Origin of the sequence: Pseudomonas sp. P7779 (assembly GCF_013386315.1) — a bacterium.
In the GTDB taxonomy this organism is placed as follows: domain Bacteria; phylum Pseudomonadota; class Gammaproteobacteria; order Pseudomonadales; family Pseudomonadaceae; genus Aquipseudomonas.
This window is the reverse complement of the sequence record NZ_JACARZ010000029.1, coordinates 42,996-62,345: the sequence shown is the minus strand read 5'-3', so window position 1 is coordinate 62,345 and position 19,350 is coordinate 42,996. Positions and strand designations below refer to the sequence as shown.

The following is a 19,350-nucleotide window of genomic DNA, read 5'->3' as shown; positions in this document are numbered from 1 at the left end:
ATGGGAGATGATCAATCGTGGCATTTGTTCTCATGGATCACAAGATTTAGGCTGTCCTCACTCCTCACAGAAGAAGGAATGCCGCAATGACCTGGTCAGCCAAGCAATACTCGATGTTCGAACAACAGCGCACTCGTCCCGTCCGGGATCTGGTAGCGGCCATCCCTGAGGGTGACGTGCGCACCGCTGTCGACCTGGGTTGCGGCCCGGGCAATTCGACTGAAGTCCTGGCTGAGCGCTTTCCGCAGGCATTGGTCACCGGCATGGACAGCTCTGATGACATGCTGGTGGACGCCCGCAAGCGCCTGCCCGCGTTGAACTTCGAATTGGCGGATATCGGCGCCTGGAACCCCGCGCAGAAATTTGACGTCATCCTCGCCAATGCGTCGCTGCAATGGCTGCCTGATCACGCCACGCTGTATCCGCATTTAGTCAATCAACTGACCTCCGGCGGCACCCTGGCGGTGCAGACGCCCGACAATCTTGACGAGCCGGCCCACAAGCTGGCGCGGGAAGTCGCGGCGGACGGCCCGTGGGCCGCAAAGATCGGCAGCGTCAAACACAATGAACGCCATACCGCGAGCTACTACTTTGAGTTGCTGAGCCAATACTGTTCCACCGTGGATGTATGGCGCACCACTTACCACCATCCGCTGGCAGGTTCTGCCGCGGTGGTGGAGTGGTTCAAGGGGTCGGCATTGCGTCCGTTCCTGGCGCCTCTGACCGAGTCAGAAAAGGGCGCCTTCCTCGACGAGTACCTGGCGCGGATCACCAAGGCTTATCCAGCGCTGGCCGATGGCACTGTGTTGCTGCCGTTTCCGCGCCTGTTCATCATCGCTACCCGGTAAGCGCGGAGAAGGTCAATCGGCGGACAAGAACTGTTCCGCCGACACCACGCTCGCATAAGCAAACCCCAGCGACGACATAAACGCCGCATGCACCTGGGCTGCCGGCACGACGCTGCCATTGAATTCCAGGTCCCGCGTGGCGCAGGCATCGTGGATCACGGTCACGCTGTAGCCCAGGTCCGACGCGGCGCGCACCACGCCGTCGATGCACATATGGCTCATGCTGCCCACCACCACCAGCTCGGTGATGCTGCGTTGTTCCAGCAGGGCCCGCAGGTTGGTTTCGCGGAACGCATTGACGAAATGCTTGAGCACCACCGGCTCGTCGGCCTGGTTCAGCACCTTGGGGTGCAGGTGTGCACCTTCCGAACCCGGGGTGAAGAAGGGGGCATCGTCGGAGGTGAATTCGTGGCGTACGTGAATCACCGCATCGCCTGCCTGGCGAAACGCCTGTAGCACTTGCTGCGCCTTGTCTGCCGCCGCGTCCACTCCGTCTAGCGGCCACTTGCCCTGGGGGAAGTAGTCGTTCTGGATATCGATTAGGATGAGCGCTTGCTTGGCCATGTTGGTTTCCTTGTGAGGGTTGATGCGTCCAGTATCCTGGCTGGCGTGACGCCTGGGGATTGGCCGCACCGACAATAACAGAGGGAAAACTGACAATGGCGATCGTCGAGCTCGGCGTGCTGATCTACAGTGGTGCGCAAATGGCTGCCGTGCATGGCTTGACCGACCTGTTCGCGGTCGCCAACCGGATTGCGACCGAGCATCGGTCCGAGCAACTGCCGTCCCTGCGCATCAGCCATTGGCAGGCTGAAACAGGCGGTGCGCCGACCCGTGTATTCGATAGCGAGCCCGGTAGCGGGGGGAGGTTGACGGCCTTGCTGATTCCACCCTCCATTGCCGGCTTTTCCGAGGGCCAGGCGTCCGCCGAATTGCTGGATTGGCTGCGCCAGCAACATCGGTCCGGGACCATTCTGGGCGGCGTGTGCGTAGGTTCGATCCTGATGGCGGAAAGCGGCCTGTTGGACGGTCGCAGCGCCACCACGCACTGGACGTCGGCGAAAACCTTCGCCGCCCGTTATCCGGCGATTCGCCTGGAAGCCGACAAACCCATCGTCGACGACGGCGACTTGATCACCACCGCCGGCCTCATGGCCTGGTCCGAATTGGGCCTGCGCCTGGTGGACCGTTTGCTCGGCCCGAGCATCGCTGCCAGCACCGCGCGTTTCCTGGTGATCGAACACAGTGACAGCGCCAGTGAGTGCGGCAGTAACTTTGCGCCGATCCTTGCCCATGGCGACGCTGCGATTCTCAAGGTGCAACATTGGCTGCAGGCCAGCGGTGCGGTGGATGTTTCGTTGGCTGCCATGGCGCAGGAGGCGGGACTTGAGGAACGCACCTTCCTGCGACGGTTCCGCGCCGCCACCGGTTTGAAACCCACCGAATATTGCCAGCACCTGCGTGTCGGCAAGGCGCGGCAGATGCTCGAGTTCACCAACGGCACCATTGATCACATCGCCTGGACCGTGGGGTATCAGGACCCCGGCGCCTTCCGCGCCACCTTCAAGAAAATCACCGGGCTGGCGCCAAGCGACTACCGCAGCCGTTTCGGCGTGACGCCCACCAAGGCGCAAGCCTGAATCGTGCAGAAAACCGCGACACCTTGAGCATTTCGTGCAGAATGAAACAGGCCAAGTGCTATCGCTTTTCCCGCAACTGATTGATTCCCCGCGCGTTTGGATAAATGCCGCCTTGGCTTGATCCCTGCAACCGTCTCCCTACACACATGGCATAACAGCCAAGGGGGACGCATGACCCCGACAAATCGCAAAAAAATCGTTGTGGCGCATTCGATTCGCCCGCACGCGCCGTTGCACGAAGTCGAAACCAACCGCGCGCTGGCCCGTTGGCTGGCGCACGTCCTCGGGCTCAAATATGGCGGCAGCTATAACCCTGAGCTGCACAGTGGGCGCGACCTCTATCTATTGCCCACTCAGACGCTGGTCGGCGCGGCCCAGGCGCGGCAATTCGGCGTCAAAGGCCCTGAGGATTTGTGGGGCGGCTACGTCGATCACGATTTCATCTGCACCAAGGCCATCAGCCACGGTTTGCTGAATAAAAACGCGGTTGGGCCCGAAGGCTGGTCGCCGCTTTTTTCCGAGCGCATCCGCAATGTGGTGCTGGATGGGTTGAGTGTGCACGCCCTGGAAGATGCGCGGCCGGCGGCGACCCATTTGCTGTACACCGGGCCGATCCGTCTCAAGCCTGTGCATGCCTGCGCCGGTCGCGGCCAGGAAGTGATCCGCAGCCTCGACGAGTTCGACGCCATCCTCGCGCGCCCTGATGCGGCGCAATTGTTCAGCGACGGCGTGGTGCTGGAGCAGGACCTGAGTGACGTGGTCACCCACAGTGTCGGCCAGAGCTTTATCGGCGATCACGTCATCAGCTACTGCGGCGATCAATACCTGACCCGGGACGGGCAGGGCGAAGAGGTCTATGGTGGTTCCAACCTGTTGGTGGTCCAGGGCTACTACGAAGACCTGCTCAAGCTCGACCTGCCCGATGACGTGCGCCTGGCCATCCAGCAAGCGCAGGTCTTCGATAACGCGGCGGATGAGGCCTATCCCGGGTTCTACGCTTCGCGGCGCAATTACGATATCGCCCAGGGCCTGGACAGCGACGGCCAACGCCGCAGCGGCGTGCTCGAGCAATCCTGGCGCATGGGCGGGGCCAGCAGCGCGGAAGTCGCGGCGCTGCAAAGCTTCGTCAACAATCCCGGGCTGCGGGCGATTTATGTCTCGTCGGTAGAAACCTACGTCGACCAGCCACTGCCGGCTGACGCGATCGAGGTGTACCGGGGCCCGGCAGAAAACAGCGACTTTCTTCTCAAGTACGTGACGGTCAAATCCTATGACGGCTAGAAGCGAAACCATTGCCATTGATATCGACGACGAACAGATGAGCGGGACCTTCCTCAGTCCCAAATCGAAAGTACCGGGGGTGTTGTTTGTGCACGGCTGGGGCGGGAGCCAGGAGCGTGACCTGGAACGCGCCAAGGGTATCGCCGGGCTCGGTTGTGTATGCCTTACATTCGACCTGCGCGGCCATGCCGGCAACGGCATTCCGTTATCCCGCGTCACCCGCGAAGACAACCTGCGCGACCTGCTCGCGGCCTACGACCGCCTGTTGTCACACCCGGCCATCGACACCTCGGCGGTGGCGGTGGTGGGCACCAGCTACGGCGGTTACCTGGCCGCCATCCTCACTTCGCTGCGCCCCGTGCGCTGGCTGGCTTTGCGGGTGCCGGCGCTGTACCGCGACCAGGAATGGCTCAAGCCCAAGCGCGACCTCGATAAAGCCGACCTGATGGATTATCGCGGCACCTTTGTGCACGCCGAAACCAATCGCGCCCTGCATGCTTGCGCGGCGTTTACCGGTGATGTGTTGATCGTGGAGTCGGAGACCGACGACCACGTGCCCCACGCCACCATCATGAGCTACCGCGCCGCCTGCCAGCAGACGCATTCGCTGACTCACCGGATTATCGACGGTGCGGATCATTCCCTGAGTGATCCGGTTTCCCAGCAGGCCTACACCTCGATCCTGGTGGACTGGATTACCGAGATGGTGGTGGGCGAGCGCTTGAGCATCATCCAGTCGTAGGCGTTTTCTTCACGCGCAATGCCTTGGCCTTGGCTTCGACCGCGAGGTACATCACCAGGGCCACCAGCAGCGGCAGGATGAAGTAGATTGCGCGGTAGGCGATCAGCCCCGCGAGCAGACTGCCGCGGGACGCTTCGTGCTGCAGCAAGGCAATGAAGACAGCCTCCAGCACACCCAGCCCCGCCGGGATGTGTGTGACCACTCCGGCAATGCTGCTGATCAGCAACACCCCGAGCACCACGGGGTAATCCAGCTGCTTGGGCAGCAGGGTAAAAATCACTGCTGCCATCAGCGACCAGTTCAGCGCGCCGAGCGCCAACTGCAACACTGCCATGCGCAGCGACGGCAGGCTGATTTCAATCCCGCGTATCGACCATGCGCGCTTTTTCGACAAGCGACAGGCCAGCAGGTAACCCAGGCTCGCCAGTACCAACAGCACGCCGACGCCTTGCAACGCACCGCTGCTGAGCTTCCACCCCGGCGGCAATGTCACCAGCCCGCTGCTGAATACCGCGCCGGCGATCGCCATGTAGCCGAACCAGTTGGTGGCCAGGCTCAAGCCGAGGATCTTCGCGATGTTCCCGCTGCTCACCCCGAGTCGGGAATACAACCGATAGCGCATGGCGATGCCACCTACCCACGCGCTCAGGTTGAGGTTGAACGCATAGCTGATGATGCCCACCGGCAAAATCTGCTTCCAGCCCAACGGCTGGCGGATGTAGGTGCGGCCGATCAGGTCGAAGCACGAATACACCAGGAAACTGCACAGGGTCAGCGCACCCGCGATGAGCAGCGTGCGCAGCTTGAAGTCGCCCAGGGTGTCGAGCACTTCGCTCCAGTCGATACGCCGGGCGAGCAGGGTGAACAACACGATCAGCACCAGGAAAAACACCACCGTCAGCGGTTTTTTCCAGCGTTTCAAGAAGCCGGGGCGAGCGCTTTCTTCAGCGATGCGAGCTTGGGTCATGATCCGCACGCTCCTCAAGAACGAAGGGTTTCAACCTCGGCTTGTGGGCCGGCAACCAGCCGGTCCACGACGGAAAATGCCGCAGCACATGGAACACCACGAAACCCACGGTCACCCGCCAGAACCAGCCGCGAGGCGCGCGGTTTTCCGGCATGGTCTTGCAGTGGTTCTGGCTCAGATATTCCAGGCGCTCGAACAACTGCTGGTTGAAGGCACGATCACGAACCAGCACATTCGCCTCCAGGTTCAGCGACAGGCTCAGCGGGTCGAGATTGCTCGAACCCACCGTGCTCCACTCTTCATCCACCAGCGCCACCTTGCCGTGCAACGGACGCTGGCAGTACTCGTGGATCACCACGCCTTCCTTGAGCAAATAGTCATAGAGCATGCGTGCCGCCAGCTTGGCCAGCAGCACATCCGGCTGGCCCTGCATGATCAACTGCACGTGCACGCCGCGCCGCGCGGCATTACGAATTTCCCGCAGCAGGCGGTAGCCGGGAAAGAAATAGGCGTTGGCGATCACCACCCGCCGCTCGGCCTTGCGCAGGGCGTGCAGGTAGGCCTCTTCGATATCGGTACGGTGTTGCAGATTGTCCCGGTAGATCAGCCGTACCAGGCCATCGCCTTCGCCGGCAGCCCATGGCGACGGGCGTTGCTCGCGCCGCCAGCCGCGCCGCTTGCGCACACGCCGGCCACTTTGTGCGAGGGCGAAATGATGCAGGTCGGCGACTGCCGGGCCCTGCACCTGCACGGCATAATCCTGCTTGGCCTCGGGGCCGAAATCCCCCAGGTGATCCGCCGAGAAATTGATCCCGCCGATAAACGCCACACTGGCATCCACCACCACAATCTTGCGGTGCAAGCGGCGAAACCAGTTGGTGCGAAAACCCAATGTCTTGCTCGCCGGGTCGAACATCTGCACGGTCACGCCGGCCTGGCTCAATTCGCTGAGAAACCCCGGTGTCAGCTCACCACAACCAAAGCCATCGAGGCTGGCGACGACCTTGACGCCACGCTGCGCCGCCTCGATCAAAATGCCTTTGAGCTCGTGGCCGACCTTGTCTTCGAAAAGGATAAACGTCTCCAGCAAGATCTCCCGCTGGGCCTGGCGCATCGCCTCGAACACTTTGGGAAAGTAGGCCTCGCCGTTCTCCAGCAACTCGATCTGGTTACCGCTCTGCCAGCCGTAATCCAGGTCCCGGGCCACGGCATCGTCCGGCGGTTGGTCGGTCGCGATGTGTTCCACCGCGACCTTTTCCAGCGGTGCGCTGTTCATAACTCGATCTCCACCGACAGCGGCGCATGGTCCGACAAGTGTGACCACGGGCGGCTGGTCAGGACTTGGGGCTGATGCACCTTGAGGTTGCGCACATAGATGCGGTCCAGCGGCAGCAGCGGCAGGCGCGCCGGGAAGGTGCGGGCCGGCTTGCCGTGGGTTTCGATAAACACTTCCCGCAGCCCGCAGTGGGCGAGATCGGCGCGCTGGCGCCAGTCATTGAAATCACCGGCGACAATCACCGGCGCGTCGGCGGGAATCTCGGCGACCCGCTGCGCGATCAGGCGCAGTTGCTGCTGGCGATGGACTTCCCGCAGTCCCAGGTGCACGCAGATGGCATGCACGTCCTGCACGTTGCCCGGCAAGCGCAGCACGCAATGCAGCAGCCCGCGACTTTCGTGGCCGCTCTGGGAGATGTCGAGATTGTCGTAGCGGATGATCTGGAATTTCGACAGCAACGCATTACCGTGGTCGCCATGGGGATACACCGCGTTGCGACCGTAGGCGTATTGCGGCCAGATACTGTCGGCGAGGAACTCGTATTGCGGCATGCTCGGCCAGTTACTGTAGCGCTTGGGGTGGCGTTCATGGGTGCCGTGGATTTCCTGAAGGAACACCACGTCGGCGGCCACACTGCGAATCGCCTCCCGCAACTCGGGCAATATGAAGCGCCGGTTGAGCGCGGTGAAGCCCTTGTGGGTATTGACCGTCAGCACCCTGAAGCGGGTGATGGTTTCGGTGGGCGTGGTTGGCATCAGTTCCGGATGGGTCATGGCAACACCCCCGTGTCCGGCAACTTGCCGGGTTCGGTGGCCAGTGCCTGGTCCAGGCCAAAACGCTGCAGTAATTGGCGCGCGTCGAAGGGCGCGCGCACCTTGATGTCGTTATCGAAGTAGCAAAACACCTCGCGCTGCTTGCGGGCGCGGGGTTTGTGCTTCGGGTCGATCAACTGTGTATCGGCGGGTTGTTTGCCGTGGCTCCAGCGTTCGATGCGATCGCCCCAGCGCTTGAGCGCTTCGGGCGTATAGCCGCTGGCATACAGCGCTTTGTCCCCATGCAGGCGCAGGTACACAAAGTTGGCCGTGACGTCTTCCAGGTAGGGCCACTTGCCGGCTGTGTCCGCCACCACCAGGGCCACGCCGTGCTTGTCGAGCATCTCGACAAACTCCGGCACGGCGAAACTCTTGTGGCGAATCTCCACCGCATGGCGCAGCGGCTTTTTACCGTGGGCTTGCAGGCTCGCCTTGCCGTTCAGGCGCGGCTCATGCTCGCGGGCGAGGGCGGCGGCCTGCTGGGTAGTAGTGGGTAATTCGGCGAGAAAGGCTTCAAACAACGGCGGGTCGAATTTGAAACTGGGCGGGAACTGCCAGAGGATCGGCCCGAGCTTTTCCTTGAGTTCCAGCACCCCGGAGGCGAAGAAATTCGCCATCGGCTTGTGCACCTCCCGCAACCGCAGGATATGCGTGATATAGCGCGGCGCCTTGACGCTGAACACAAACCCTTCAGGCGTGTCGCCATACCATTCGGCATAGCGCTTGGGTGTTTGCAGCGCGTAGAACGAGCCGTTGATCTCGATGCTGTTGACCGCCCGTGAGGCAAACTGCAGCTCGCGCTTCTGGGTCAGGCCCTCGGGGTAGAAATCCCCCCGCCAGGGCGTGTAGCGCCAGCCGGAAATGCCGATATGAATCGCGGCCATGATGACTCCCGTGGGTTAACTGTGTGGTGACCTCCGTTTTTGGATGACTGTGAGGATCGGGAGAAAGTTTCGATGGTCCTACAGACGGCACCTCTCAAAATGTGGGAGCGGGCTTGCTCGCGAAGACGGTGGGTCAGTCGATATCTCTGTTGACTGACACACCGCTTTCGCGAGCAAGCCCGCTCCCACATTGGGTTCTTTATCGCTGCGGGATCAGTGCCCGCCAACCACCCGGGTCGAGCTCTCGGCATACACCGGCCCCAGCCGGTCAAGGCGCCCGCTCCAGGCCGTCAGCGCCAAGGCCACCAACACCACCGAGCCGCCAATCCACGCCGTGTGGATCAAGCCCATGTGGGCGACGATCAGGCCGCCGGCCCACGCGCCACCGGCAATCCCCAGGTTGAACGCCGCGATGTTCAGGCCCGAGGCCACGTCCACCGCATTCGGCGTGTGATGTTCCGCCTGGCGCACCACATACACCTGCAAGCCCGGCACGTTGCCGAAAGCGACCGCGCCCCACACCAGCACAGTGGCCAGGGCCAGCCATGGGTTGCCTGCGGTAAAGGTCAGTACAAACAACACGGCAGCGAGCAGGGCAAAGATGATTTTCAGGGCGCTGATCGGGCCGCGTTTGTCGGCCAGCTTGCCGCCCCAGATATTACCGATGGCCACCGAGATGCCATACACCAGCAACACCAGGCTGACGGTGCCGGCGCTGAAGCCGGAGATGTCCTGAAGGATTGGCGCCAGGTAGGTGAACGCGATGAACGAGCCGCCGTAACCCACCGCCGTCATGGCGTACACCAGCAGCAGCCGTGGTTGTTTCAACACTTGCAGTTGTTGCAACAGTGACGCGGGTTTGCTGTGGGCGATGTTTTTCGGTACGTAGAGCAGGCTGCCGATAAACGCGATCAAGCCCAGGGCCGAGACGGCGAGGAAGGTTTCGCGCCAGCCGAAGTGCTGGCCGATAAACGTCCCCAGTGGCACACCGGTCACCAACGCGACGGTCAGGCCGGTAAACATGATGGCAATCGCGCTGGCGGCTTTTTCCTTGGGCACCAGGCTTGTGGCGATCGTGGAGCCAATCGAGAAGAACACCCCGTGGGCCAGGCCAGTGACGATCCGTGCCAGTACCAGGGACTCATAACTCGGCGCTTGCCAGGCCAGCAGGTTGCCGAGGGTGAACAGCACCATCAGCGACAACAGCAGCAGTTTGCGTGGCACTTTGCCGGTGAGGGCGGTGAGTACCGGCGCGCCGATGGCCACGCCCAGGGCGTAGAGGCTGACCAGCAGGCCGGCGGACGGGAGGCTGACGCCAAGGTCGGCGCCGATGGTGGGTAACAGGCCAACGATGACGAACTCGGTCGTCCCGATGGCAAAAGCGCTGAGGGTCAGCGCGAGCAAGGCAATGGGCATGGCTGCAACTCCGGTGGGTTTCAATCAGGAGCGCAGTCTCGGGGTTCGGCTTGTGCGGAAAAAGCCAGGTATTGGCATTTGATATTTGCCTGGGGCGCACGGATCGAAGTCTGCGGGGAACGATCAGGCGTCAAACCCGTCAGTTCCTTACAGACCCTTCTGAAGGAGCCCGGTGTTTTGTTGAATTTAAAGACTGTGCTACTGCTCGGCACGCTGCTGTTCTGCGGCAGCGGTGCGCTGCAAGCGGCCACTGCCCCCGCGGCTCCTGCGCCTGCTGCCCCGGCCCAGCCGGAACTGTTGGTAGAAGGCGGCCTGCTCGGCGCCATCAGCTCCAGCATCGATGATGTGCAGGACAAACTCGACCTCAACCAGAACCTGGTCGACGCCTGGCGGCTGCGGGCCGACCGGGCGGCGGATGAGGTGGACAAGCTGGTCAACCAGCCGTCCGAACGTTCCTCGTGGAGCGTGGCCGGGGATTTCCTGTTGTTGTCCGGGGTGTGGATCGGCGCGTTCGCCGCGCTGACCCTGCTGGGGCGCTTTATCGTCAAGCGCCTGAGCCTGCAGCGGCATATCGCACCTCGCCAGCGCCTCCAGGCGTTGCTGGGTTACCTGATTCCCTACACGATACCAGCGCTTATCTGCCTGCCATTGACGCTCTACGTCAGCCACTTCCTGCCCACCTCGGTGGGCCGTGCGCTGGCGCTGTGTTTTGCCTACGCCACCAGCAGCGGCATTTTCTCCACCTCGATCCTGTTGTGCGTGATCGTCATGTTCAACGTCGGCCACAAGCGCCCGGCGGTGCAGATTATTCGGGACTACTGCCCCAAGCCGTTGTTCCTGATCGGCTTCCTTGCCGCCCTCAGCGATGCGCTGACCAGCCCACAGATCGCCCGCCAACTGGGGGGCAATATCACCGCCAGCGTCGCGATCTTCACCGGGCTGTTTGCCTCGGTGATCTTCGGCATGCTGGTGATTCGCCTGCGCCGTCCGGTGGCGCATTTGATCCGCAACCGGCCCCTGGCCCAGCGCTTGAAACACCCGGCGGTGCAGCAATCCCTGCGGGTGTTTTCCGGCCTGTGGTATTGGCCGATTCTATTGATGGTGCTGGTGTCGGCGATCAACCTGATCGGCGCCGGCGACGACAGCCAGAAAGCCCTGCGCTGCGCACTGTTCACCACGATCCTGCTGATCGGCACGGTGTTTCTCAGCACGGTGTTGCAGCACCTGTTCCAGTCCCGCAGCACGGTGGCGGTGCAGCGCAGCAGTGCCTACAAGGAACGTTTCCTCAGCCTGCTGCACGCGCTGTTGCGCATCGTGATGGCCATCGCCTTTATCGAAATCCTCGGGCGTATCTGGGGCGTTTCGCTGTTTGAGTTTGCCCAGCGCAACTCCGTGGGCCGGGCCATCAGTGATTCCCTGAGCAGCATCGGTTTGATCCTGCTGGTGACCTGGCTGTTCTGGGTGGTGCTCGACACGGCGATTCAGGAAGCATTGAAACCCCCGGTCAACAAACGCTCCAGCCGCCAGCCCAGCACGCGGGTGAAAACCATCCTGCCACTGCTGCGCAACGCAGTGAAAATCATCCTGGTGGTGATCTGCGCGATCACCACCATGGCCAACCTGGGGATCAACGTCGCACCGCTGCTGGCGGGTGCAGGGGTGGTGGGCCTGGCCATTGGTTTTGGCTCCCAGCAACTGGTGCAGGATGTAATCACCGGGCTGTTCATCATCATCGAAGACACCCTGTCGATTGGCGATTGGGTGGTGCTCGACTCCGGCCACGCCGGTACCGTCGAGGGGCTGACCATCCGTACCCTGCGCCTGCGGGACGGCAAGGGCTTTGTGCATTCGGTGCCGTTCGGGCAGATCAAGGCCGTCACCAACCAGTCGCGGCAATTCGCCTATGCGTTCTTCTCGGTGCAGTTCACCTACGACACCGATGTCGACAAGGCCGTGGAACTGATTCGCGAGGCGGGGCAGTCGATCCGCGACGACGTATTCCTCAAGTACAACCTGCAAGGGCCGCTGGAGGTATTTGGCGTCGACAAGATGGACCTCAACGGCGTGGTGCTGACGGCGCAGTTCCGCACGGTGTCGGGCGGGCAATATGCGGTGAGCCGCGCGTTTAACCAGCGCTTGAAAAAGCTTGTGGATAACTGTGCCTTTGTTCACTTCGCGCAAACTTATCCACAGCAGGTGATGCTGCCGCAGCGGGTCGGGCAGCAGGTGGATGAGCCGGAGGAAGAAGTGCCTTCGTCGGTGGTGCTTACCGAGCAGCCAAGAACCCAATAGTTTTGTGTTGAGGCCGCCGGCCTCTTCGCGAGCAAGCCCGCTCCCACATTCGATCGCATTCCAAGGGTGGAACCGGATCGAATGTGGGAGCGGGCTTGCTCGCGAAGGCGTCATTACGGGCACTGCACAAGTCAGCGCCTGATCAGTTTTTCCCGCACCAACCCGGCCTCCTGCTGATCCAACTCCAGCAACACCTGCTGCTTGCCGGCAATCTCCACCGCCGCCGGCAAACCATCCCGGTACACCAACCGATTGCCGCTTAACGCCGGCACCTTGCTACCCGGCAGCAGCGTACCGACGAGGTTCAGCGGATCCGCCCCACACACGGCAATCAAGCTTCCATCGTGAGGCCGCCGCCGAACTTCCCGCAGCAGCGGAATCGCTTCCGGCAACGCAAACTGTTCCCCCGCCAAACCACTTACAAACCGCCCGCCCCGAATCTCGCCCCGGGCCTCCAGCCGGTGGAACGTACGCAGCAATTCCCGCCAACTGGGCAGCCAGTCCGCCTCGCGCTCCAGCAGGCGCCAGAACACCACCCCGTAGCGGCGCAGCAAGGTCATCGCCACATGCTCCAGCGTCTCGGCCGAGTGAGCCCCCGGACGTGTGCCGTCCGCCACCGGCGCCCGCCGTATCAGGGCCCAACGCCCGGCATCGTCCATCCCGCCGACAAACGCGCCACGCCCGCGCCGACTGCTGCGGGCCTGACGTTTGCTCGCCGGCGTGGTCAGGGCGCGCAGGCCGGCAAAACTGTCGGCGTTCGCCAGCCCCGCGCCCACCAGTTCCTGCAACGCGGTTTCCAGTTCGCTGCGCAGCAGATGGGCTTCGTGGATCAATTCATCGAAAAACAGCGCGCCGTTTTCCCGCAGCGCCTGATGGACTTTCTGTGCCTTGGGCGACAGCTCGGTGCTGTCCGGCGCTTCGGTCAGTCCACTCCATAATGGCACCTGGCTGCGGGGCAACAGCACCACTGGCGTGCTGCGCAGGGCCGTCGCGCCGGCCTTGTTGCTCAGGCGTGTCCACACCACTTTGCCGCTGCGGCACAAATCGTCCAGCCAGTGGGGCGCGTAATCCTTGATTCGTGCGCTGAGCAAATCGCTGTCCCAGGCCGAAGTGGCTGCGGCGTACCCTTCCAACTGCGCGACGATCTGCGGCAACACGGCGCTGCCCTGGCCGCGGGTACCGTTCGACAGGTGCTGCCAGTCGAACAGAAAACGCATGAAATCCTGCAACGCCACCGGCTCGATTTCCCGGCGCAGGCGCTTGACCGTGTAGCGGTGAATGCGCGCCAGCAGGTGACGTTCGCACCATTGTTCGGCGCTGGCGCCGGGGCTGAAACGGCCGCGCAGCACGTAGCCTTCGCTCTCCAGCCGCGCGAGTGCCTGTGATACGTCGGCCACCGGCAAGGCCAGGGGCGCGGCGATCTCGATCAGCGTCAGTGGGCCGAAGCCGCTCAGGCGCGCCCGCAGCACTTCCACCAAGGCTTCATCGAAGGTCCAGAGCTCATCGAAACCGGGCAACAGCGGCAGGTCATTCGGGTAGATCGCCGTCAAACAGCTCAAGCGCTCCAGAGCGACCCAAACGGCCTGGCCGGTACCGATCTGCAATCGGCTGGCGCGCCCACCGTCGGCCAGGGCTTGCAGCCATTCGGCCCACTGCGCCGTGACCTCGGATTCGGCAATGCACGCCAAACTCATCAGCGCTTCATGCATCTCGTCCAGGCCATTGGGCGCCGGCCAGGCTTCCTCGCACACACCGGCAATCGCTTCGGCGTCCAGCGCACCAAGGTCATCGGTGCTTTGCGGATCGCTCCAGCGCCGGTTGAGCACGGCCTGGGTGCGGCGCTCCTCCAGCGGAGCGTCGTCGAGAAAGGTGTAGGGGCGGGCGCTGAGAATCTCTGCTGCCAGTGGCGACGGCGCCGGCAGATCACGGCTGATCAGGCGGATTTCGCCGCGCTCCATGCGCCGCAACAGGGTCAGCCAGCCTTCGCTGTCCATGGCTTCGTGCAGGCAGTCGTCGAGGGTTTGCTCCACCAGCGGATGCTCGGGCACTTCGCGCTCGCCGGCGAGGTTTTCCAGGCAAGCGATCTGGTCGGGGAACACACTGGCGATCAGGTCTTCACTCTTCATGCGCTGGATCTGCGGCGCCACCTTGCGCCCACCGGTGTAGCGCGGCAATGCCAGGGCCACCCCGGCATTCCAGCGCCAGCGCACGCCGAACAGCGGTGCATCCAGTACCGCCTGGATCAGGATGTGCTCGGCCGTGTTGCTGTTCAGGTAGCGCCACACTTCGTCCAGCTCAAAGCTGTGACTGGTGGACAGCGACAACACGATCGCATCCTCGCTGGCGGCGGCTTGCAGTTCGAAGTTGAAGGTGCGGCAAAACCGCTTGCGCAGCGCCAGGCCCCAGGCGCGGTTGATGCGACTGCCGAACGGCGTGTGGATGATCAATTGGGTGCCACCGGACTCGTCGAAAAACCGTTCCATGATCAACGTGTCCTGGGACGGCAGCGCGCTCAGCGCCAGCCGCGCCCGCGCCAGGTAATCCAGCAGTTGTTCGGCGCTGGCCAGGTTCAGGCCGAGGGTGCCGGTGAGCCAATCGAGCGCCGGTTGCAGGTTACCCGGCGTGGCGCCCAGCAGCGCGTCCAGTTGCCCCTGAAAACGCGCCACGGCAAACGACAACTCCGCGCTGCGCCCCGGTGCTTCGCCGAGCCAGAACGGAATGGTCGGCGGCTGGCCGTGGGCATCCTCGACCCGCACCTTGCCGGGTTCCACTCGCAGGATGCGGTAGGAGGTGTTGCCCAGCTGGAAGATATCGCCGGCGATGCTTTCCACCGCGAAGTCTTCGTTGACGCTGCCGATGTTCAGGCTTTGCGGCTCAAGCAGCACGCTGTAGTCGGCGTTGTCGGGGATGGTGCCGCCGCTGGTCACGGCGGTGAGCTTGGCGCCCCGCCGGCCACGCAGGGTGCGGGTGATGGCGTCGCGGTGCAGGTAGGCGCTGCGCAGACCCTGGCGCCCGTTGTAGCCTTCGGCGAGCATTTGCAGCAGTGCCTGATAGTGACGCTCATCCAGCTCGGCGTAGGGCGAGGCGCGGCGGATCAGCGTGAGCAGGGCCTGTTCCTGCCATTCCTGGCAGCTGACTTCGGCGATGATCTGCTGGGCCAGCACATCCAGCGGCGCAACCGGAATCAGCAAGGTGTCCAGCTCGCCCCGGCGCACGCAGTCGAGCAGGGCGGCGCATTCGATCAGGTCGTCACGGGTGGTGGCGAACAACCGGCCCTTGGGCGTGCCGCCGACCTGATGCCCGGAGCGTCCGACCCGTTGCAGAAAACCGTTGATCGAGCCGGGCGAGCCGATCTGGCACACCAGGTCGACATCGCCGATATCAATCCCCAGTTCCAGCGACGCAGTGGCGATCAACACCTGCAGCTCACCGGCCTTGAGCCGTTGTTCGGCGTCCAGGCGCATTTCCTTCGCGAGGCTGCCGTGGTGGGCGGCGACGGCGGTTTTGCCCAGGCGCTCGCTCAAGTGCCGGGCCAGGCGTTCGGCCAGGCGCCGGGTGTTGACGAAAATCAGCGTGGTGCGGTGTTGCCTGGCCAGTTCGGCGAGGCGGTCGTAGACCAGCTCCCACACGTCGTTGGCCATGACGGCCGACAGCGGCACCGGCGGCACTTCGATATCCAGGTCCCGTGGGCGTGCGTGGCCGATATCGACGATCTCGCAAGGCCGGCCGGTGCCCACCAGAAAGCGCGACACCGCCTCGATGGGCTTTTGCGTGGCGGACAGGCCGATGCGGGTCAGCGGTTCGCTGCACAAACCCTGCAGGCGCTCCAGTGTCAGGGCCATGTGGCTGCCGCGCTTGCTGGCGGCGATGGCGTGGATCTCATCGACGATCACCGTGCGGGTGCTGGCAAGCATCTGCCGGCCCGAGTCCGAGCCGAGCAGCACGTAGAGCGATTCCGGGGTGGTGACCAGGATGTGCGGCGGGTGCTTGCGCATCAGGGCGCGGTCTTTCTGTGGGGTGTCGCCGGTACGCACGGCGGTGCGGATCGCCAGCGGTGGCAGGCCGAGGCGCTGCAAGTGCTCGGTGATGCCGGCCAGCGGGGTTTGCAGGTTGATCTGGATGTCGTTGGAAAGAGCCTTCAGGGGCGAGACGTAGACCACCAGCGTTTGGTCTGGCAGTTGGCCGCCATTGGCCAGGCCTTGGTGCACGAGATCGTCCAGCACCGCGAGAAAGGCAGTCAGGGTCTTGCCGGAGCCGGTGGGTGCGGCGATCAGTGTGGAACGGCGCTGGCGGATCAGCGGCCACGCCTGGGCCTGGGCGGCGGTCACCGACGGGAACGTGCTGCGGAACCAGGTGCTGACGGCGGGGTGGAAACCGTTCAAGACCGTGTCCGTTGATTCTGGAAGGTTCATCCCCAATTTATGCGGCCGGCCCCGGCAACTTGCAACCCCGGGATGCATTCCCTGTGGTGAGGGATCTTGCTGCGGTAAGGGAGCTTGTTGTGGCGAGAGAGCTTGCAGTGGCGAGGGAGCTTGCTCCCGCTGGAGTACGCAGCGCTCCCGCTTTTTTGGGGCCGCTACGCAGCCCAGCGGGAGCAAGCTCCCTCGCCACAAGAAGCTCCCTGGCCACAGCAAGCTCCCTGGCCACAGCAAGCTCCCTGACCACTGCAAGGCCCCTAGCCACTGCATGCTCCCTAGCCATAAAAAGGCTCTCTCTGCCTAAAGCCCCCCGGCCGCAATCGGCGGCGCACTTTATAAGTGACGGTTGCGCTACAAACCCGCAAAATGCAACGATTCTGGCAAATGCCAACGGCATGGCTCACAAGCCTGTCGATAATAACCATCGTTCCAAACAGACCGGGCCTGCTCAATCTATGCGAATGCGCCTTATGTTACTGGGCGGCGGGAATGCCCTCGGGCAGGCGCTGATTCGCCTCGGTGCGGAGGAAGACATCGGTTTCCTCGCCCCGCGCCCGCCCCAAGACGGCTGGGATGCCGCGAGCCTCACGCAACTGCTCGACGACACCCGTCCCGATGCCTTGATCAATCTCGCCTATTACTTCGACTGGTTTCAGGCGGAGACGGTCAGCGAGACACGCCTGGCCGCCCAGGAATATGCGATCGAGCGCCTGGCTGAACTGTGCCAGCACCACAGCATCACCCTGCTGCAACCGTCCAGCTACCGGGTGTTCGATGGCTCCCGCGCCACCGCCTACAGCGAAAAAGACGAACCCGTGCCCTTGGGCCTTCGAGGCCAGGCGTTGTGGCGCATCGAGCAGAGCGTACGCGCCACCTGCCCGCAGCACGTGCTGTTGCGTTTCGGCTGGCTGCTGGATGACAGCGTCGACGGCACCCTCGGGCGCTTCCTGGCCCGTGCCGAAAAACCTGATGAGCTGCTGATGGCCGACGACCGCCGGGGCAACCCGACGCCGGTGGACGATGCCGCGCGGGTGATCATTTCGGTGCTCAAGCAACTCGATTGCGCCGCGCCGCTGTGGGGCACCTACCACTACGCCGGCCACGAAGCGACCACCCCGCTGGCGCTGGGGCAGGCGATCCTGACCGAAGCGCGCAACTTCCACCCGCTGGCCGTGGAAGCGCCGACCGCCCAGGCCCACGCCGCCCGTCCGGATGCAGCCGACGAGCCGCAACACGCGGTGCTGGCCTGCAAGAAAATCCTCCACACCTTCGGCATCAAGCCACGGGCATGGCGGGCCGGGCTGCCGGCGTTGCTCGATCGGTTCTATCGACACGGTCAAACATAAAAAAGGCGCCTGAAACAGGCGCCTTTTTTTGTGGCGGTGCGCGGACGGTTAAAAGTGATATGTGTTGGCAAGTCGGATGCGCCACGGCATACGAAAAATTTGAAACCTTTGGTGCGCCCGGTCATCCATGCCAATAGGGATTGATTGTGCTTACGGCTCGTTCAGCAAAAGCAAAAGTCTGCATTCAGAAGAAGACTTCGCCCATCCAGCCATGGGCAGCCTAAAAGAGGAGCCCTACCCATCATGGCAACAAACTCTCCGGTGAATGGTTCGCCGCCGCCTTACGATGATGTGTATGAGGAAGCGCACGACCTGCAGTTCGCTTTGAGTGCCGCCGGGCTTGGTATATGGCGCCTGGATTTGACGACGGGCGAGCTGAAGACCTCGGCCACTTGCCGCCTCAACTTCGGACTCGAACCACAGATACCGTTCAGTTATGAACACATGCAGCGCCTGGTGCACTCCGAAGACAGAGGCCGAGTGGCTGACGCATGGGATCACTCGATCGCTCAACGCTGCGCCTACGACGTTCACTACCGGATCGTCACGCCCCACGGTGAAACTCGCTGGCTGCACGTGTGTGCCAGAGCCCGTTACGCCGATGACGGTCACCCCGTCGCGATGACGGGAACCGTTCAGGATGCGACCCAGGAGCAGTTACTGCAGTCGCAAAACATGGAAGCGCTGGGGCGGATAACGGGCCGCGTGGCTCATGACTTTAACAACCTGCTGACGGTGATCCGTTCTTCAGCAGATCTTTTGAAGCGTCCTTCAGTATCGGAAGAGCGGCGGCTGCGCCTGGTGCAAGCCATTTCCGAGGCGGTAAAGCGTGGTTCTCACTTCACCAGCCAATTGCTGTCCTTCGCTCGCAGGCAAACCCTCCATCCCGCACCGCTGGACGTCAATTCAAGCACGTTGGCCATGGCCGATACGATTGCTTTGCGGGTTGGCACAGGCATCAACGTACGCATCGAGTCCACAGCAGCACCCTGCGTTGTTCACGTTGACCCAGAACAGTTTGAAACCGCCATTCTCAATATGCTCATGAATGCCCGAGACGCCATGCCTGATCACGGTGAGGTGGTTATCCGTGTTGAGTCGATGGACCTTATCCCTGCGTCCAATGGTCATGCCCTTATGAACGGAAGTTACGTTGCCGTCTCCATCACAGACAATGGTTCGGGTATCGCACCGCTCAACCTCGACAGAATCTTTGAACCGTTTTTCTCCACCAAAGGCAACGGCCAGGGAACCGGGTTGGGGCTCAGCCAGGTATTTGGTTTTGCCAAGCAGTCAGGGGGGGAGATCAGGGTAGAGAGTCGTCCTGGTCAGGGAAGTACGTTCACGCTTTATTTGCCCCGCGCTTGAACGGGCTGAGTGGATAGCCCGATTGCACAAATGGAGTTAGCATCGTAAACCTTCGGCTCA

14 protein-coding genes are annotated in these 19,350 nt (G+C 62.8%); 7 read left to right on the top strand and 7 right to left on the bottom strand.

Annotated elements, in window-relative coordinates:
- Window positions 1-86 precede the first annotated feature (86 nt).
- The gene (gene tam / locus HX869_RS10515) at window positions 87-848 is read left to right on the top strand and encodes a trans-aconitate 2-methyltransferase (protein ID WP_178903060.1); all 762 of its coding nucleotides are present in this window, start codon (window positions 87-89) and stop codon (window positions 846-848) included.
- A gap of 12 nt (window positions 849-860) precedes the next feature.
- Here the strand turns inward: tam and HX869_RS10510 are convergent, their stop codons facing one another.
- Window positions 861-1,412, bottom strand: coding sequence for a cysteine hydrolase family protein (locus HX869_RS10510; protein ID WP_177035938.1), 552 nt, complete (start codon window positions 1,410-1,412; stop codon window positions 861-863).
- A gap of 95 nt (window positions 1,413-1,507) precedes the next feature.
- Between HX869_RS10510 and HX869_RS10505 the strand changes: the two genes are divergently transcribed.
- From HX869_RS10505 to HX869_RS10495, 3 genes are all read left to right on the top strand, one after another.
- Complete coding sequence (locus tag HX869_RS10505) at window positions 1,508-2,488, top strand: GlxA family transcriptional regulator (RefSeq protein ID WP_087692338.1); 981 nt, start codon at window positions 1,508-1,510, stop codon at window positions 2,486-2,488.
- A 171-nt stretch (window positions 2,489-2,659) separates the two neighbouring features.
- On the top strand, window positions 2,660-3,769 hold the full coding sequence (locus tag HX869_RS10500) for a DUF3182 family protein (protein WP_178903059.1): 1,110 nt from the start codon (window positions 2,660-2,662) through the stop codon (window positions 3,767-3,769).
- Window positions 3,759-4,511, top strand: coding sequence for a S9 family peptidase (locus HX869_RS10495; protein WP_003210032.1), 753 nt, complete (start codon window positions 3,759-3,761; stop codon window positions 4,509-4,511). Before HX869_RS10500 ends, HX869_RS10495 begins: the two co-directional genes overlap by 11 nt.
- Here the strand turns inward: HX869_RS10495 and HX869_RS10490 are convergent.
- The 5 genes from HX869_RS10490 to HX869_RS10470 form a co-directional block, all read right to left on the bottom strand.
- Entirely contained in the window at window positions 4,498-5,478 is a 981-nt protein-coding gene (locus tag HX869_RS10490; protein WP_177021471.1) for a lysylphosphatidylglycerol synthase domain-containing protein, read from the bottom strand. The genes HX869_RS10495 and HX869_RS10490 overlap by 14 nt on opposite strands.
- Entirely contained in the window at window positions 5,456-6,754 is a 1,299-nt protein-coding gene (gene clsB / locus HX869_RS10485) for a cardiolipin synthase ClsB (RefSeq protein WP_003210028.1), read from the bottom strand. The genes HX869_RS10490 and clsB overlap by 23 nt, the downstream gene beginning before the upstream one ends.
- On the bottom strand, window positions 6,751-7,527 hold the full coding sequence (locus tag HX869_RS10480) for an endonuclease/exonuclease/phosphatase family protein (protein ID WP_003210026.1): 777 nt from the start codon (window positions 7,525-7,527) through the stop codon (window positions 6,751-6,753). The genes clsB and HX869_RS10480 overlap by 4 nt, the downstream gene beginning before the upstream one ends.
- On the bottom strand, window positions 7,524-8,450 hold the full coding sequence (locus HX869_RS10475) for a DUF72 domain-containing protein (RefSeq protein ID WP_178903058.1): 927 nt from the start codon (window positions 8,448-8,450) through the stop codon (window positions 7,524-7,526). The genes HX869_RS10480 and HX869_RS10475 overlap by 4 nt, the downstream gene beginning before the upstream one ends.
- Window positions 8,451-8,663: 213 nt before the next feature.
- On the bottom strand, window positions 8,664-9,866 hold the full coding sequence (locus HX869_RS10470) for an MFS transporter (RefSeq protein ID WP_008436460.1): 1,203 nt from the start codon (window positions 9,864-9,866) through the stop codon (window positions 8,664-8,666).
- A 177-nt stretch (window positions 9,867-10,043) separates the two neighbouring features.
- Between HX869_RS10470 and HX869_RS10465 the strand changes: the two genes are divergently transcribed.
- Entirely contained in the window at window positions 10,044-12,158 is a 2,115-nt protein-coding gene (locus tag HX869_RS10465; RefSeq protein WP_102369996.1) for a mechanosensitive ion channel family protein, read from the top strand.
- A 131-nt stretch (window positions 12,159-12,289) separates the two neighbouring features.
- Here the strand turns inward: HX869_RS10465 and HX869_RS10460 are convergent, their stop codons facing one another.
- A complete protein-coding gene (locus HX869_RS10460) occupies window positions 12,290-16,570 on the bottom strand; it encodes a DEAD/DEAH box helicase (RefSeq protein ID WP_178903057.1) in 4,281 nt (1,426 codons plus the stop codon).
- 461 nt (window positions 16,571-17,031) lie between these two features.
- Between HX869_RS10460 and HX869_RS10455 the strand changes: the two genes are divergently transcribed.
- Window positions 17,032-17,922 carry a sugar nucleotide-binding protein gene (locus tag HX869_RS10455; RefSeq protein ID WP_008436463.1) on the top strand — a complete coding sequence of 297 codons (891 nt, stop codon included), beginning with the start codon at window positions 17,032-17,034 and terminating at the stop codon, window positions 17,920-17,922.
- 243 nt (window positions 17,923-18,165) lie between these two features.
- Window positions 18,166-19,290, top strand: a complete 1,125-nt coding sequence (locus tag HX869_RS10450) for a PAS domain-containing hybrid sensor histidine kinase/response regulator (RefSeq protein ID WP_177040894.1) — start codon at window positions 18,166-18,168, stop codon at window positions 19,288-19,290.
- The last annotated feature ends 60 nt before the right edge of the window (window positions 19,291-19,350 follow it).

Bases quoted from the DNA above. Each gene is read 5' to 3' on its own strand.
- tam (WP_178903060.1), top strand. From the start codon at position 87: ATGACCTGGTCAGCCAAGCAATACTCGATGTTCGAACAACAGCGCACT.
- HX869_RS10510 (WP_177035938.1), bottom strand. From the start codon at position 1,412: ATGGCCAAGCAAGCGCTCATCCTAATCGATATCCAGAACGACTACTTC.
- HX869_RS10505 (WP_087692338.1), top strand. From the start codon at position 1,508: ATGGCGATCGTCGAGCTCGGCGTGCTGATCTACAGTGGTGCGCAAATG.
- HX869_RS10500 (WP_178903059.1), top strand. From the start codon at position 2,660: ATGACCCCGACAAATCGCAAAAAAATCGTTGTGGCGCATTCGATTCGC.
- HX869_RS10495 (WP_003210032.1), top strand. From the start codon at position 3,759: ATGACGGCTAGAAGCGAAACCATTGCCATTGATATCGACGACGAACAG.
- HX869_RS10490 (WP_177021471.1), bottom strand. From the start codon at position 5,478: ATGACCCAAGCTCGCATCGCTGAAGAAAGCGCTCGCCCCGGCTTCTTG.
- clsB (WP_003210028.1), bottom strand. From the start codon at position 6,754: ATGAACAGCGCACCGCTGGAAAAGGTCGCGGTGGAACACATCGCGACC.
- HX869_RS10480 (WP_003210026.1), bottom strand. From the start codon at position 7,527: ATGACCCATCCGGAACTGATGCCAACCACGCCCACCGAAACCATCACC.
- HX869_RS10475 (WP_178903058.1), bottom strand. From the start codon at position 8,450: ATGGCCGCGATTCATATCGGCATTTCCGGCTGGCGCTACACGCCCTGG.
- HX869_RS10470 (WP_008436460.1), bottom strand. From the start codon at position 9,866: ATGCCCATTGCCTTGCTCGCGCTGACCCTCAGCGCTTTTGCCATCGGG.
- HX869_RS10460 (WP_178903057.1), bottom strand. From the start codon at position 16,570: ATGAACCTTCCAGAATCAACGGACACGGTCTTGAACGGTTTCCACCCC.
- HX869_RS10455 (WP_008436463.1), top strand. From the start codon at position 17,032: ATGCGAATGCGCCTTATGTTACTGGGCGGCGGGAATGCCCTCGGGCAG.
- HX869_RS10450 (WP_177040894.1), top strand. From the start codon at position 18,166: ATGGCAACAAACTCTCCGGTGAATGGTTCGCCGCCGCCTTACGATGAT.